Annotated in this window: 6 protein-coding genes and 1 pseudogene; 6 read left to right on the forward strand and 1 reads right to left on the reverse strand. The window is 71.0% G+C overall.

The window, feature by feature from the left end; all coding sequences use genetic code 11:
• Positions 1-27: 27 nt before the first annotated feature.
• The 3 genes from ACIQM0_RS15640 to ACIQM0_RS15650 all read left to right on the forward strand — a co-directional run bounded on the left by ACIQM0_RS15640 (position 28) and on the right by ACIQM0_RS15650 (position 4,190).
• Positions 28-1,725 carry a phytoene desaturase family protein gene (locus ACIQM0_RS15640; protein WP_401286474.1) on the forward strand — a complete coding sequence of 566 codons (1,698 nt, stop codon included), beginning with the start codon at positions 28-30 and terminating at the stop codon, positions 1,723-1,725.
• The gene (locus ACIQM0_RS15645) at positions 1,722-2,777 is read left to right on the forward strand and encodes an MDR family NADP-dependent oxidoreductase (protein ID WP_401286446.1); all 1,056 of its coding nucleotides are present in this window, start codon (positions 1,722-1,724) and stop codon (positions 2,775-2,777) included. Before ACIQM0_RS15640 ends, ACIQM0_RS15645 begins: the two co-directional genes overlap by 4 nt.
• 219 nt (positions 2,778-2,996) lie before the next feature.
• Entirely contained in the window at positions 2,997-4,190 is a 1,194-nt protein-coding gene (locus ACIQM0_RS15650) for a cytochrome P450 (protein WP_401286447.1), read from the forward strand.
• 5 nt (positions 4,191-4,195) lie between these two features.
• On the opposite strand, the gene ACIQM0_RS15655 is transcribed toward ACIQM0_RS15650, so the two are convergent.
• The gene (locus ACIQM0_RS15655) at positions 4,196-5,104 is read right to left on the reverse strand and encodes a hypothetical protein (RefSeq protein ID WP_401286448.1); all 909 of its coding nucleotides are present in this window, start codon (positions 5,102-5,104) and stop codon (positions 4,196-4,198) included.
• Positions 5,105-5,381: 277 nt separating this feature from the next.
• On the opposite strand from ACIQM0_RS15655, the gene ACIQM0_RS15660 reads away from it, so the two are divergent.
• The 3 genes and pseudogenes from ACIQM0_RS15660 to ACIQM0_RS15670 all read left to right on the forward strand — a co-directional run.
• Positions 5,382-13,550, forward strand: a complete 8,169-nt coding sequence (locus ACIQM0_RS15660) for a type I polyketide synthase (RefSeq protein WP_401286449.1) — start codon at positions 5,382-5,384, stop codon at positions 13,548-13,550.
• Positions 13,551-13,956: 406 nt separating this feature from the next.
• Positions 13,957-14,723: pseudogene (locus ACIQM0_RS15665) on the forward strand (IS701 family transposase); the annotation flags it as partial.
• A gap of 139 nt (positions 14,724-14,862) precedes the next feature.
• Positions 14,863-15,218 (forward strand): transposase (locus ACIQM0_RS15670; RefSeq protein WP_401286450.1); only part of this gene is annotated, 356 nt, incomplete at its 3' end.

Consider the following 15,218-nt stretch of genomic DNA (forward strand, 5'->3'; position numbering starts at 1 on the left):
ACACGGGCGCCGCGCGACAGGCAAACCATGATCATCATCGGGGCCGGACTCGGTGGTCTCTCCACCGGCTGCTACGCCCAGATGAACGGCTACCGGACCCAGGTGCTGGAGATGCACGAGATCCCGGGAGGCTGCTGCACCGCCTGGGAACGCGGCGACTTCACCCTGGACGCCTGCGTCAGCTGGATGCTCGGCAGCGGCCCCGGCAACGAGATGCACCAGATCTGGCTGGAGCTCGGCGCGTTGCAGGGCAAGGAGGTACGCCACTTCGACGTGTTCAACATCGTGCGCGGACAGGACGGCAGAGCGGTCTACTTCTACTCCGACCCGGACCGGCTGCAGGACCACCTCACCGAGCTCTCGCCCGCCGATGCCAAACAGATCCGGGAGTTCTGCCGCCAGCTGCGCTCCTTCCGCAAGGCGCTGGCCGTCTACCCCTTCCTCAAACCGGTGGGGCTGATGGGGCGTGTGGAGCGCTGGCGCATGCTGGCCTCGTTCGTCCCGTACTTCAACGCGGTGCGCAAGTCGATCTCGGTGCTGATGTCGGACTACTCGGCCCGGTTCAAGGACCCGCTGCTGCGAGAGGCGTTCAACTTCGTCCTCTACGAGAAGCACCCGGCGTTCCCCGTACTGCCGACCCACTTCCAGCTCGCCTCGCACGCCAACCTCTCGGCGGGCGTGCCCGAAGGCGGATCGCTCGGCCTCGCCGAGTCGATCGAGCAGCGCTACCGGAGGCTCGGCGGCCGGGTCACGTACAACACCAAGGTCGAGGAGGTCGTCGTCGAGGACGACCGAGCCGTCGGCGTCCGCCTCAGCGACGGCCGTGAACTGCGCGCGGACATCATCGTGTCCGCCTGCGACGGCCCCACCACGATGATGAAACTCCTGGGGGGCCGCTATCTGAACGACGCCTACCGGCGGCTCTACACCGAGACCATCAACGAACCGGGCATGGTGTTTCCGGGCTACTTCACCCTCTTCCTGGGGCTCAAACGGCCCTTCCCCGAGGGCGACCCGTGCACCACCTACCTGCTGAACGAGGAACAGGCGGCCGAACTGACCGGCATCCGCCACCGGAGCATCAACGTTCAGTTCCGCAGCTGCCACTATCCGGAGCTCTCGCCGAGCGGGACGACCATCGTCTACGCTACCTACTTCTGCGACATCGCCCCCTGGCGCGCCCTGGACGAAGGCCCGGAACAGATCACCCGGAGCCGGGGCGGCCAGGAGCTCCACACGCTCCCCGTGCGGCACGGCCGCGGCTACTACGCGGCCAAACGGCGGGCACGCACGGCGCTCGTGAAGTTCCTGGAGGAGCGTTACCCGGGCCTTGAGGACGCCATCGCGGTGCGCGATGTGTCGAGCCCGCTCACCCAGGTCCGTTACACGGGCAACCACGACGGGACGGTCCTGGGGTGGCAGCCGTTCGTGGAGAGCGGCGAGACCCTGGAGGAACTCGTCAAGAAACACGGCCCCGGGCTTCCCGGCCTGGAGAACTTCTACCTCTCCGGCGTCTGGGCGACGACGGGCGGACTGATCCGGGCCGCCGCGGCGGGCCGGCACGTCGTGCAGTTCGTCTGCCGTGACGACGGCAGGCCGTTCACCGCTTCCCTCGACGAGACCCGGCCGCCGCCGACCCATCTCGTCATTCCGGTCGGAGGGCGCCCCGAGGGCTCCGCCGCGGCCCCTTTCGACCTCACCGGTATGGAACAGGAGCAGAAGTGAAGATCAAGGAGTGGGTCGTCCGCGAACACGTCGAGGGCGCTCCCGACGTCGACCGGATCTACGAGAAGATCGTCCGCGACATCGACGTGGACCTGGCACCCGACGAGATGCTGCTGAAGACGCGGTACGTCTCGGTCGATCCCTATCTTCAGGGCATCGCGCTGGACACCCCGCTCGGCCGGCACATGGGCGCCGACTCGATCATGGAAGTGCTGGAGGCGGGCCCGCGGGCCGCGCACCAACCGGGTGACCTGGTGCAGGGATTCGGCGGCTGGCGGTCCCATCTGGTCAGCGCGGGCGAGGAATCGCTGTGGCAGACGGGAACCTTCCCGATGGTGTTCCCCGCCTTCCGCCGCCTCGACCCGTGCTGGTACGACGACGCGCTGCCCCTGGCGACGGCGCTGAGCGCGATGGGCGGTCCGGGCATGACCGCTTGGGGCACGCTCTCCACGTTCCTCGACGCCGGGCCGGGAGACACCCTGGTGATCAGCGGTGCCTCAGGCGCGGTGGGGACACTCGTCGGCCAGCTGGCCCGGATCGCGGGCGCCCGTGTGGTCGGCACGACGTCGAGTCCGCAGAAGGCGGAGTACCTGTCGCAGCTGGGGTTCGACGCGGTCGTCGTCTACCGGCAGGGCGACAGCGCCGAGAGCGTGCGCGACGCGCTCGCCCGAGCGGCTCCCGACGGCGTCGACCGCTACTTCGACAACCTCGGCGGCGCCGTGACCGACGTGGTCTTCTCCCTGCTCAACGTGGGCAGCCAGGTGGCGGTGTGCTGGCAGTGGGCGACCCAGGTCGGCCAGGACGCGGTGGGACCCAGGCTCCTGCCGTACATCATGTTCCCGCGCGCCACCGTGCGCGGGATCTTCTCCCTGGAGTGGTTCACCGACGAGAACTGGCAGTCGCTCCACACCGAGCTGGGCGGCAGGGTACGGCGGGGGGAGGTCGTCTGTGACCACACCCTCCACCACGGCTTCGACAGCATTCCCGCGGCCTACGGGAGCCTGTACCACGACCGGGGGGCCAACCTGGGGAAGGTGCTTGTCGAGCTGTGACCGCAGGGCGAGGGCGGGAGCGCGCCGGCGCACGGAACGGTAGCGGGCGACCTCAGTACCCGTGAGCCCCCGCCGCCGTTCCTCCTTTCCTCCACCCCGATCCGTCCAACAGCCCGTTCTGTTCCCGTCGAACACGCATTGCCAGGAGGTACTTTGTCCGCCGCAGTAAGCACCAGCAAGAGTGCTGGTCCCGAACCATTGTTGGCCCCGCTCCACCGCATGGAGTTCGACATCCCTGGCCCGCCGCGGCTCACCGAGCTGACGGACGGGTCGCCGGCCTGGCTCGTCAGCCGGTATCCCGATGTCAGGCAAGTGCTCAGCGACAGCCGGTTCGGCCGCTCCGAGCTGTACGCGTCGGACGGGCCGCCCTTGGCCCAGCTGCCGGGGCTGGTCAACGACCCGGACCTGATGTTCAACCAGGACGGCCCCGACCACCTGCGACTGCGCCGCACCATGCGCCGCGCGTTCACTCCGAGAACCGTCGCCCGGTGGCAGCCCTGGATCGCGGCGATCGTGGAACAACTGCTGGACGGCCTGGCCCGCGGAGACGGGCCGGTGGACATCGTCGCGGAGTTCACGCTGCCGTTGCCGGTGGCCGTGATCAGCCGCCTGATGGGGCTCGACGCGGCCGCGCGTGAGCGGATGCGCCACTGGAGCGATCACGCGTTCACGGACGGTTCCCGCTGCGGTGACGAGGTGGGCGCGGCCATGGCCGAGTTCTCCGCGTTCGGCGCAGAACTGCTGGCCGCACGGCGACGCGATCCCGGGGACGACCTGGTGAGCGGCCTGGTCCGGGCCGCCGACGAGGAGGGCGGCATTCCCGAGGCGCAGCTGGTCAGCCTCGTCTGCGGGCTGGTGGTCGGGGGCCACGACAGCACGATGACCATGCTCGGGAACTCACTCCTGTACCTGCTCACCGAGCGACAGGAGGCCTGGCCGCTCCTGGCGGCCGCAGGGGAGTCGGCCGGCGCGGTGGCCGACCGCCTGCTCCACCTGATTCCCCTGGGCGACGACCGCGGGAGCACACGTCGCGCGACCGAGGGCGTCGAGGTCGGGGGCGTTCTCATCCCGGCCGGAGCGGTGGTCCTGGCGGACTGCGGAATGGCCAACCGTGACCCCGACGTCTTCCCGGCAAGCACGGCGGACGACCTGTTCGCACCGCTGGAAGCCCCCACCCTGTCCTTCGGCGCCGGACCGCACTACTGCCTGGGCGCCTGGCTGGCCCGGATCGAACTCCAACTGGCCCTGCACCGGCTGGCGGCCAGGTTCCCGGGACTCCGGCTCGCACAACCGCCACAATCCGTCCGCTGGCGCGTGGGGACCACCTCACGCAGCCCGGAACACCTCCTGGTGACCTGGACGCGGACGGAGCCGGCCCGGCGGCTTCCACACCCTGCGGCTCCGGGCGCGTGAGCGGGTCAGACCGGCTGCACGAGGCCGCTGACCGGATACGAGACGGTGTCCTGGGCGGGACGGGACAGATGGACGGCGGTGTGGAAATGGCCGTCCGTCTCCTTCCCCCGGGGGTCCTCGCCGGCCGCGGTCACCGCTTCGACGGCGAACTGCCGCTCCTCGTCACTGGTGAACCGACGCTGGACGAACGTAGGGGAAGCCGCCTTCTCCGTGACCAGTCCGAAGGAGTCCAGGCACTGCGCGATGGGCCGGTAGGAGCCGGTACGCAGCACCAACGCCGCCACCCACACCGGGGCGTCGGCCGATTCGAGAAGTGGCCGGAAGGTGCGCGACGACAGGAAGCTGGCCCCGCCGGTGACCGTGATCAGACGAACGCGCCGCGCCGCGCGCAGGAGGGCGGCGGACGGCGCCGCGACCTCCAGATTCTCGCGGAAGCCCTCGTCCAGCAGGCCCACCTCGCGAGCGTAGGCGACGGCATTGGGCGCCGCGTCGAGGCCGAACACGGGGACCGCGTCCGGGCGGCGCCGGGACCGGTAGAACTCGCGGTCCCAGGTGATCAGTTCACTGGTGGTCATCGCTGACGCCCTGGACGAGGTGTAGTGGCCGTACAGGTCGTCCAGCGTCAGATCGTGGTTCAGCAGGGCCGCGTTGATGCCGTAGGAGCAACAGATGTCCAGTACCGCTCCGCCTCCGGTTGCGCACACGCCGGTCGCGATCAGCCTGCGGTGGATTCCCTGGGCGTGGTGCGGGGTCCGGTAGCCCAGCGGCTGGAATGCGCGGAAGAAGGCCCGGGGGTCGGGCCGGTCGTAGATTTCGTCGAAGGGCGTCATCGACTCCTGAGCCCCGGGCATCGCATCGTCGCCCGCCCGCTTCTCGTGATCATTGCCCGTTTCGCCCGATGCCTGAACTGTCACACGCACTCCTCTGTCGGCCTGCCCCGCCCGCCGTCGTCCCGGTCAGCATCGGTCCGAAGGAGAAGGAACGGAACAGGCACAGAAAGGAACCGGCCAACCACCGGCCAGTGAAAGGGCGATCAGGCTTCAGCCCCGGCCCGGACGGCCCCGACGTTTCCGGCTGCCCGGACGTGCCGACCGCCAACACGCCCGGTTCGAAACGATGATGGACGCAATCGTCCGTGGATCCATACTGTTTCAACATCAACTGCTGTCCGATGAGGATGTGTTCGTCCCGGTGACATCACGCGTAGCCCCGATCCGGCCACTGCCCGAGCTGCTCCGGGAACATGCGCGCAGCTTCGGCTCGAAGGTCGCGTTCCAGGACCCCATGTCCTGTGTGACGTATGCGGATTTGGAACTACGCACGGGACGGCTGGCCGGCCATCTGGCCGGACTCGGGCTGCGGCACGGCGAGCGGGCGGCGGTCCTCCTCGGCAATCGCGTCGAAGCCGTGGAGAGCATGCTCGCTGTCACCAGGGCGGGCGCGGTCGGCGTGCCGATGGACTCGCGGAGCACGCGAGCCGAGCTGGCTCACATGCTGGACGACAGCGGAGCCCGGGTCATCTTCACCGACCGGTCCCATCTGGGCCTGCTGGGGCCGCTCCTGCCGGAGCACCCGCACCTGAGCGTGGTGCTCCTCCGGTCGGCGGGTGGCGACGCCGCGGTGGGTACGGAGCCCGGCACGTTCTCCTACGAGGACATGGCCGCCACCGAACCGTCCGTTCCCGCCCCGGACGACCTCGGGCTCGACGAGGTGGCATGGCTGCTCTACACCTCCGGGTCGACCGGCACCCCCAAGGGCGTGCTGTCCACACAGCGCAACCGCCTGTCGCCGGTGGCCGCCGGTTTCGTCGCCGTCCTCGGTATGTCGGCCGATGACCGGCTGCTCTGGCCGCTGCCTCTCCACCACGCCATGGGCCAGATCCTCTGCGTCATCGGGGTGACCGCGACCGGAGCGTCCGCCGTCATCCTGCCGCGGTTCTCCGCAGCGGACGTGCTGGGTCAACTGCGCCGGACGGAGAACCCGTTCACCCTGCTGGCCGGAGTGCCGGCGACGTACGCCAAGCTCCTCGACGCCGTACGCGCCGAGGGGCTGACGGCCCCCGCGCTCCGTGGCTGCGTCAGTGGCGGTGCGGCCGCCGGTCCCGTCTTCGAGCGGGCCTTCGAGGAGATCTGCGGGGTCCCGTTCCTCGAGCACTACGGGAGCACCGAGGCGGGGCCCGTCACCATGCCGGCACCGGGCGCCGCCCGTGCGGCCGGCTCGTGCGGCCGGGTGCTGCCGGGCACCCGGGTGCGTATCGGCGACGGCAGCGCGAGCAGCGCCGACGGCGGTGAAGCGTCGGGCGAGGACGAGTTGTGGGTCTCCGGGCCCGGCGTCATGGCCGGGTACCACGGCAGGCCCGACGACACCGCCCAGGTGCTGCGCGACGGGTGGTACCGCACCGGTGACCTCGCCCGGATCGACGCCCGCGGCGAAGTCACCATCACGGGCCGGGTCAGTGAGCTGATCATCCGCGCGGGCGAGAACATCCACCCCTCCGAGGTGGAGGCGGTTCTGCTGGCGCTGCCGGACATCAAGGACGCTGCTGTGACCGGCCGGACCGATGACGTACTCGGTGAGGTGCCGGTCGCCTATCTGGTCCCGGAGAAGGCCGGGGCACTCGACAGGAGAGCCGTCCTCGCCGCCTGCCGGGAGCAGCTGTCACCGTTCAAGATCCCCGCTGCTTTCTATGAGGTGGAGGGGATCCCGCGCACCGCCTCGGGGAAGGCCAAGCGGTACGCGCTCGCCGACCGCCCGGCGAGGCTCCTGGAGGCCGAAGCACCCTCGCCCGCGGGAATGGACGCGGTGGATCTGCAGGCTCTGGTACGGGGCGTGGTCGCCGGCGTACTGGACTGCGCCGCCGACGAGGTGGAGCCGGGCACCGCGTTTCGCGATCTGGGTCTTGACTCGTTGACGTCGACCGAACTGTCCAGCCGTCTGTCGGCGGCGACCGGTCTCTCCCTGTCCGAGGCCGCCGCCTTCGACTTCCCCACGGCGACGGAGATGGCCGCCCACCTCGCGGCTCGGCTCACCGGTGAACCGGGCGGCGCCGCGCCCACCCGCCCGGACGGAGACGGAACGGACGACGACCCCGTGGTGATCGTCGGGATGGCGTGCCGTTTCCCGGGCGGGGTGGAGTCCCCGGAGGATCTGTGGCGGCTCGTTGATGACGGTGTCGATGCCATCACCCCGTTCCCCACCGACCGGGGATGGGACATCGACGGGCTGTTCGACCCGGATCCCGGGCGGGCGGGCCGGACGTACGTACGCGAGGGCGGCTTCCTGTCCGGTGTGGACCGCTTCGACCCGGCCTTCTTCGGTATCTCGCCCCGCGAGGCACTGGCGATGGATCCGCAGCACCGGCTGCTGCTAGAAGTCGCCTGGGAGGCCTTCGAACATGCCGGAATCGATCCCGGTACGGTGCGTGGGACGGCTACTGGTGTGTACGCGGGGCTCATGTACAGCGACTACGCCGGGCGGTTCGCCGATACCCCCGAGCACGTGGAGGGGCATCTGGGTATCGGGAACGCGGGCAGTGTCGCCTCGGGCCGGATTGCTTACACGCTGGGTCTGGAGGGGCCGGCGATCACGGTGGATACGGCGTGTTCGTCGTCGTTGGTGGCTCTGCATCTGGCTGTCCAGGCGCTGCGCAGGGGTGAGTGTTCGCTCGCGCTGGCCGGCGGGGTCACGGTGATGTCGGGGCCCAGTTCCTTCGTGGAGTTCAGCAGGCAGCGTGCGCTGGCCCCGGACGGCCGTTGCAAGGCGTTCGGCGCGTCGGCGGACGGTACCGGGTGGGCGGAGGGCGCGGGAATGCTGCTGGTGACACGGCTTTCCCACGCCCTGCGGGCGGGGTATCGGGTGCTGGCTGTGGTACGTGGGTCCGCGGTGAATCAGGACGGTGCGAGTAACGGTCTGACGGCGCCGCACGGGCCGGCTCAGCAACGGGTGATCCGTCAGGCCCTGTCCGATGCGGGGCTGGAGCCCGCGGAGGTGGACGCGGTGGAGGCGCACGGTACGGGGACCCGGCTCGGTGATGTCATTGAGGCGGAGGCGTTCCTGGCGGTCTACGGTCGGGCCGGGGTGCGGGAGAACCCGTTGTGGCTGGGCTCGGTGAAGTCGAACTTCGGGCACACGCAGGCCGCGGCGGGCGTGGCTGGTGTGATGAAGATGGTTCAGGCGATGGAGCATGGTGTGCTGCCCCGTACGCTGCACGCGGACGAGCCCACATCGAGGGTGGACTGGTCCTCGGGCGCGGTGTCGCTGCTGACCAGGGCGGTGCCGTGGCCGCCGACCGGCCGGCCCCGGCGGGCGGGTGTGTCGTCCTTCGGGATCAGTGGGACCAATGCGCACGTGGTACTTGAACAGGCGCCCGCGGCGGACCGGTGCGCCCCGGACGGCGGCTTCGTGACCGGGCCGGAGATCTCTGCGGCGGCCGTGCCGTTCCCGGTGTCGGCGAGGAGTGCCGCAGGGCTCCGGGCGCAGGCCCGAAGGCTGCACGACGACGTGGCCGCGCGTCCCGGAGCACGGCTGCTGGACGTCGGGTTCTCGCTGGCCACGACCCGCGCCGCCTTTGAGCACCGTGCGGTGGTGGTTGCCGGTGACCGGGACGAACTGCTCGCTTCCCTCGGCGCGGTGGCCGAAGGAAGGCAGCGGCCGGGGGCGAGTACGAGTGGCCCGCGCCCGGCGGGCCCGGTCGTGTTCCTGTTTGCCGGTCAGGGCGGCCAGAGGGCCGGGATGGGCCGGGATCTGTATGAGGCCCATCCCGTTTACGCCCGTTCCTTCGACGAGACCTGCGCGTTGCTGGATCCGTTCCTGCCGAAGCCGTTGCGCGAGGTGGTGTTCGCGGACGACGGAGCCGAAGGACCGGAGGGGAGCGGGCTCCTGCACACGACACGGTTCGCGCAGCCCGCGCTCTTCGCCCTGGAAGTGGCCCTGTTCCGGCTGCTGGAGTCCTGGGGGGTATGCCCGGACATGGTGGCGGGGCACTCCGTCGGTGAGGTGGCGGCGGCACATGCCGCGGGGGTGCTGTCCCTTGCCGATGCGTGTGCGCTGGTGGCGGCGCGGGGTCGTCTGATGGACGAACTGCCCGCGGGCGGGGCGATGGGAGCGGTACGGGCCGACGGGAACGAGATCGCCGCGTATCTCGCCGGCAGGGAGCGGGAGGTGGACATCGCGGCCGTGAACGGCCGCTGGGTGGTCGTCTCCGGTGACGAGCCGGCGGTGCTGGAGGTCATGGCGTACTGGCGCGGGCAGGGGTGCGAGACCAGGCGGCTGCGGGTGAGTCACGCGTTCCACTCCGCGCGCATGGAGCCCATGCTCGACGCGTTCGCCGTGGTGGCACAGGGGATTACCTACTCCCGGCCCGTGCTTCCCCTGGTGTCGGCGGTGACGGACCGGTCCGCGACGGACGCGGAACTGTGCTCGCCCGGCTACTGGGTGGACCACGTACGCCGCCCGGTCCGCTTCACCGACACGGTGCGGGATATGCGGGAGCGGGGCGCTACCCACTATGTGGAGCTCGGCCCGGACGGTGTGCTCTCGGGCATCACACGGGACTGCCTGTCCGACATGCAGGCAACCGTGCCGGTGACGGACGAAGCCGCGCCCGCACCCCTGGTCGTCCCGGTACTGCGAGGGCCCCGGCCGGAAGCCGAGGCGCTGCTCACCGCCGTCGCCGCACTGCACGCCCACGGTGTGAGCGTCGACTGGCACGCCGTCTTCGCCGGACGCGGCGCACTCCGTACGGGACTGCCCAGGTACGCGTTCCAGCGCGGGCGGTACTGGCTGGAGGCCGACCGGCCGGAAGCCCGGACGGAGCTGGACGCCGAGCTCCACCCGTTTCTGCGTTCCGCCACGTCGACAGCGGATGACGGCGGCCTGCTGCTGAGCGGCGTGCTGTCACCGCGTGACCACCCCTGGCTGGCCGACCATGGGGTGCTGGGCGCCGTGCTGCTGCCCGCGACGGCGTTCGTCGACATGGCAGTGCACGCCGGAGACCGGGTGGGCGCCCCCGTACTGGAGGAACTCACCCTGACGGCGCCTCTGGCGCTGTCGTCCGACGAAGCGGTCGAGCTGCAGGTGAAGGTGGCGCGACCGGATGAGGACGGGCGGCGAACAGTGGTGTTCCACGCACGGCCGCGCACTCCCGGGTACGAAGGGCCCTGGAACCGCCACGCGTCGGCAATCCTCGCGTCCCGGGAGCTGCCGGAGCCCGCGGCCGCGGCCGTGCCCGGTCCGTGGCCGCCCGCGGGCGCGGTCGCCCTGCCGCTCGGGGCAGGGCCCGGTGAAGGCTTCTACGACCGGCTCGCTCATGGCGGGCTCCGCTACGGTCCGGCGTTCCAGGGTCTGCGGGCCGCCTGGCGGCTGGGCGATGACCTCCTGGCGGAGGTCGCGCTGCCGGAGGAAGAACACGGCAACGCGGGCCGGTTCACCCTGCATCCGGCCCTCCTGGACTCGGCGCTGCACACCATGATGCTCGGGGGAGTCACGCCGGCGCCGGACGACAGCGGCAGCAGCGGCAGCGGGGTGTCCCTGCCGTTCGCCTGGAGCGAGGTGCGATGTCACGCGTCCGGTGCCCGCCGGCTCCGGGTGCGTGTCTCGCCGACGGCGCAGAGCGGAGCACGGCTGGAGCTGACCGACGGGTCCGGCGCGCCCGTGGCCACGGTAGGGTCCCTGGTCCTGCGGCCGCTTCCCCGCGAGCAGTTGAAGGACGTCCGGGCGCACGGCGACTGCCTGTTCCGCCTGGACTGGATGCGCCTGCCCGATTCCCCCGTCCCGGCTCCGGCGCCTCGGGTGTGGGGTCTCCTGGGCGAGCCGGGACCGTGGCTGCGCGGCGCCCTTCTTCCGTCGGGCGACGGGCCGAAGGCGTATGCGGATGTGGCCTCTGCTGGCGCCGACGCGCCGGATGTCGTCATCGCCTGTCCGCCGCTCACCGGGGTGGAGGGAGTGGACCGTGCGTCGGCCGCACACCGCATGGCCGGATGGGCGCTGCGGCTCGTGCAGGACTGGCTGGCCGAGGAGCGCCTCAGTAACTCCCGCCTGGTCGTCCTCACTTCGGGCGCCGTCGTCACAGGACTGGAGAGAGCCGCCGGCGCCGTGAATGGCGATGCCGCTCTCGTCTGCGCGCCGGTATGGGGGCTGCTCCGCTCGGCGCAGACGGAGAATCCCGGCCGGTTCGTCCTGGTCGATGTCGACGGCGCCGCCGCATCCGAGACGGCCATGGCCCAGGTCCTGGCGAGCCGGGAGCCGCAGACGGCCGTGCGGGAAGGAGCCGTCCACGTACCGAGGCTGGTACACGCCTCCGGCGCAACGGCGCAGGAGGGTCCGTCGCGCCGCATGGCCCCCGGGGGGACCGTCCTGATCACCGGGGGATCGGGCTCCCTGGGCGCCTCCTTCGCCCGCCACCTCGTGGTCGAGCAGGGTGTACGCCACCTGTTGCTCGTCGGGCGGCGCGGAGCCGCCGCGCCGGGGGCTGTCGAGCTGCGTGCGGAGCTTGCCGGGCTGGGTGCCGAGGTGACGGTGGCCGCGTGCGACGTCGCCGACCGCGCCGCGCTCGCCGCGCTCCTCGCCACTGTGCCGCAGGAGCATCCGCTGACCGGCGTGGTGCACACCGCGGGTGTGCTGGACGACGGTGTGATCGCGGCGCTCACACCGGAGCGCATGGACCGTGTGCTGCGGCCGAAGGTGGACGCGGCGGTTGCCCTGCACGAGTTGACCCGGGACAGCGACCTGGCGGTCTTCGCCCTGTTCTCCTCGGTGGCCGGTGTGTTCGGATCCGGTGGCCAGGGCAACTACGCGGCGGCGAACTCGTTCCTGGACGCGCTGGCACAGCACCGCAGGAGCCTCGGTCTGCCCGGCACCTCTCTGGCCTGGGGCCCTTGGCAGCAGACCGGCGGAATGACCGCCGAGCTCGCAGGTGCGGATCTGCGCCGGATGGCCCGCTCCGGCCTCGTCCCGCTGCGGACCGATGAGGGCCTCGCGCTCTTCGACACCGCCGTCGGGAGCGGGGACGCCGTCCTGGTCGCGGCACGCCTGAACCCGGAGATGCACGGGACCGCCGATGCGCCCCTCTCCCGTCTGCCAGGCCGCGGGCGCGTCCGCCGGACACCCGCGGAGCCCGAGGCCCGCGTTTCCCTGCGACGACGGCTGGCCGGCACGCCGTCCGCCGAACATGGCGCACTGCTCCTGTCGGAGGTACGGACGGAAGCCGCCGCGGCGCTCGGATACACAGCGGGACAGTCCGCGGTCGAGGCGGACCGCCCACTGGCGGAGCTGGGCCTCGACTCACTGGCCGCGGTCGAACTGCGCAACCGGCTCGCGACGATGACGGGCCTCGCCCTGCCCGCCACGCTCCTCTTCGACCACCCCACACCGCGCGCGGTCGCCGCCCACCTGGAGGAACGCTTTTCCGGGACTGCCGCGGAAACTCTCCCCGCCCCGATCGCGGCCCGCACGGCCGGTGCGACGGGCGGAGCCCCGGAAGGGACTGCGAAACCGGGTGGTGCCGATTCCCTGTCCGCAGGGGACGCCGATTCCCTGTCCGCTCTCTTCCGTACGGCGTGCGCCCTCGGCAGGGCATGGGACGGCATGGCACTTCTGACGATCGCCTCCCGCTTTCGTGAGGTCTTCGACAGCGCGGAAACCCTCGGTACCCTGCCCGAGGCTGTCAACGTCGCGTCCGGCCCCGCCCGCCCCCGGCTGATCTGTTTCCCGGCGCTCAGCGCGCTCTCGGGTCCTCATGAGTACGCCCGCTTCGGGTCGTCCCTCCAAGGGCTGCGGGACGTCTCGGTGCTGCCGAATCCGGGATTCCTGCCGCGCGAGGCCCTGCCCGCGACGCTGGAGGCCTTCGTGTCGGCGCAGGCCGCCGCGGTTCTCGCGTGCTCGGGCGACGAGCCGTTCGTCCTGCTGGGGCGCTCGGCCGGCGGCTGGGTGGCGCAGGCCGTTGCCGAACACCTGGAACGTGCGGGCGTGCGCCCGTTTGCCGTTGTCCTGGTCGACACCTTCCCCGGGGACAGTGTCAGCGGCGCGCAGGACGGGCCCGCGCTCTCTGCCATGACTGTCGCAATGCTCGGCAAGGCTGCCCAGTTCGCCTTGGCGGAGACCGACCGGCTCACGGCGATGGCCGGCTATCTGGACCGGTTCTCCGGCTGGGAACCGGCGGAGCTCTCGGCGCCCACGCTCTTCGTCCGCGCCGGGGACGATCTGCCGGGCATCGAAGCGGCGGAGCCGTGGAGTCTGCCGCACTCGGAAGTCACCGTGCCGGGCGACCACTTCAGCGTCCTGGAGGAGCATGCCCGTACGACCGCCCTCGCTGTCCACGCGTGGCTCTCCGAGCACGCTGGCCCTGAATCCTGCCCTGAGTGATTCCCGCCCTGATTCCGTCCCTGATCCCGGAGCGGCTGATCAGCAGCCCGTAGGTGTCGCTGTGCGCGCGGCCCGTCGGCCGGGCTGCACGCACCCGGGGGCGGGCGGCGCCGTGAGCCGGGCTGTACGTGCTCGTGGCGTTGCGTCGTTGACGGGCGGGCGGTGACCAGTTGGTCCGGTCAGTGATGACGGAGGGCGCGCTCGGCTCTGCGGACCCGTCGGTCAGGCGTATGCGGATCTTCGGCAGGGAGAGGTCGGGGGCCAGCTTGGAGCCGGGGTACTAGTAGTGCTTGGTCACGTGCGGTCTGTGGTGGCGTGTCTTCTTGATCGGTCGTGTCGTTGACCGGGTGTGCTGAGTGAGGAGTTGGCTGCGGTCCGGTGTGATCTGGAGGACTTCGCGGCGGAGATGTTCGAGCCGTGCGCGCGGGCGGATCAGCGGCGGTGGGGCGGGGTCTATCTGCGGGGCCTGCTGCTGGACGGCGCGCGCAAGTCGGTGGAGCCGATGGCCGCCCGCCTGGGCGAGGACGGGAACCGGCAGGCCCTGGCCCACTTCGTGACCTCCAGCCCGTGGGATGCGGCGCATGTGCGGGCCCGGCTGGCCTGGCGCATGCAGCCGGTCATCAAACCCACCGCGCTGGTCACCGATGACACCGGGTTCCTCAAGGACGGGGAGGCGTCGGCGTGCGTGACCCGGCAGTACACCGGCACCGCGGGCAAGGTCACCAACTGCCAGGCCGGGGTCTCGCTTCACCTGGCTTCCAACGGTGCCTCGGTGGCGGTGAACTGGCGTTTGTTTCTGCCCGGGAGCTGGGATCCCGCCTCAAGGCCGATCCGGTCAAGGTGGCCCGTCGCGACAAGTGCACCATCCCTGCCCAGGTCGGGCATGTCGAGAAGTGGCAGCTGGCCCTCGACATGATCGACGAGACGCGGTCCTGGGGCATCGAGGTGCCCCAGGTCATCGCTGACGGCGGCTACGGGGACACCGCCGCCTTCAGGCTCGGCCTGGAGACACGAGGTCTCGACTACGTGGTGGGCATCTCGACCACGACCACCGCGCAACCCGAGAACGCACAGCCGTGCACCCCGGCCTACTCCGGCCGCGGCCCACATCCGGTTCCGGCCTACCCCGAGCCGGCCCAGCGGGTGAAGAGCCTGGTCATCGCGGCCGGTAAGTAGCTGTTGTCGTTCCGATCGTGCGGGGTGGGCGTCGAACGGGAGTCTCGATCGGGTGACCGTGGCCGGCTGCGGGCGTGAAGGCAGGGCCTCTTGGTAGCTCGGGGTTGCGAAGCCAACCGAGATCCAGGAGACCCTGTTGCCGCAGTTGTACGTGCTCGCGCCGGTGGAGTTCAACTCGGCTGCTCTGTGGTGTGATTGTGTCGCTCACCGGTTCGGGAATGCGGCCGACCATCCGGAGCGTGTTCGGCGGTATCCCTCGGACATGACGGGCGCGGAGTGGTCGGTGGTCCGGCCGCTGCTGCCGGTGCCGGGCTGGCTGCGAGGTCGGGGCGGGCAGCCGGAGGCGTACTGCCACCGGGCGATACTGGATGCGATCCGCTATCTGGTCGACAACGGGCAATGCCGTTGCTTGAGGGGTGCAAGTAGTTCCTCTCCCGGGCACGGTGACTGCCGGGGTGCTGGTTCGTTGACCGGGCATGCATCCGTGGATCG

Origin of the sequence: Streptomyces sp. NPDC091387, assembly GCF_044756945.1 — a bacterium.
Lineage (GTDB): Bacteria > Actinomycetota > Actinomycetes > Streptomycetales > Streptomycetaceae > Streptomyces.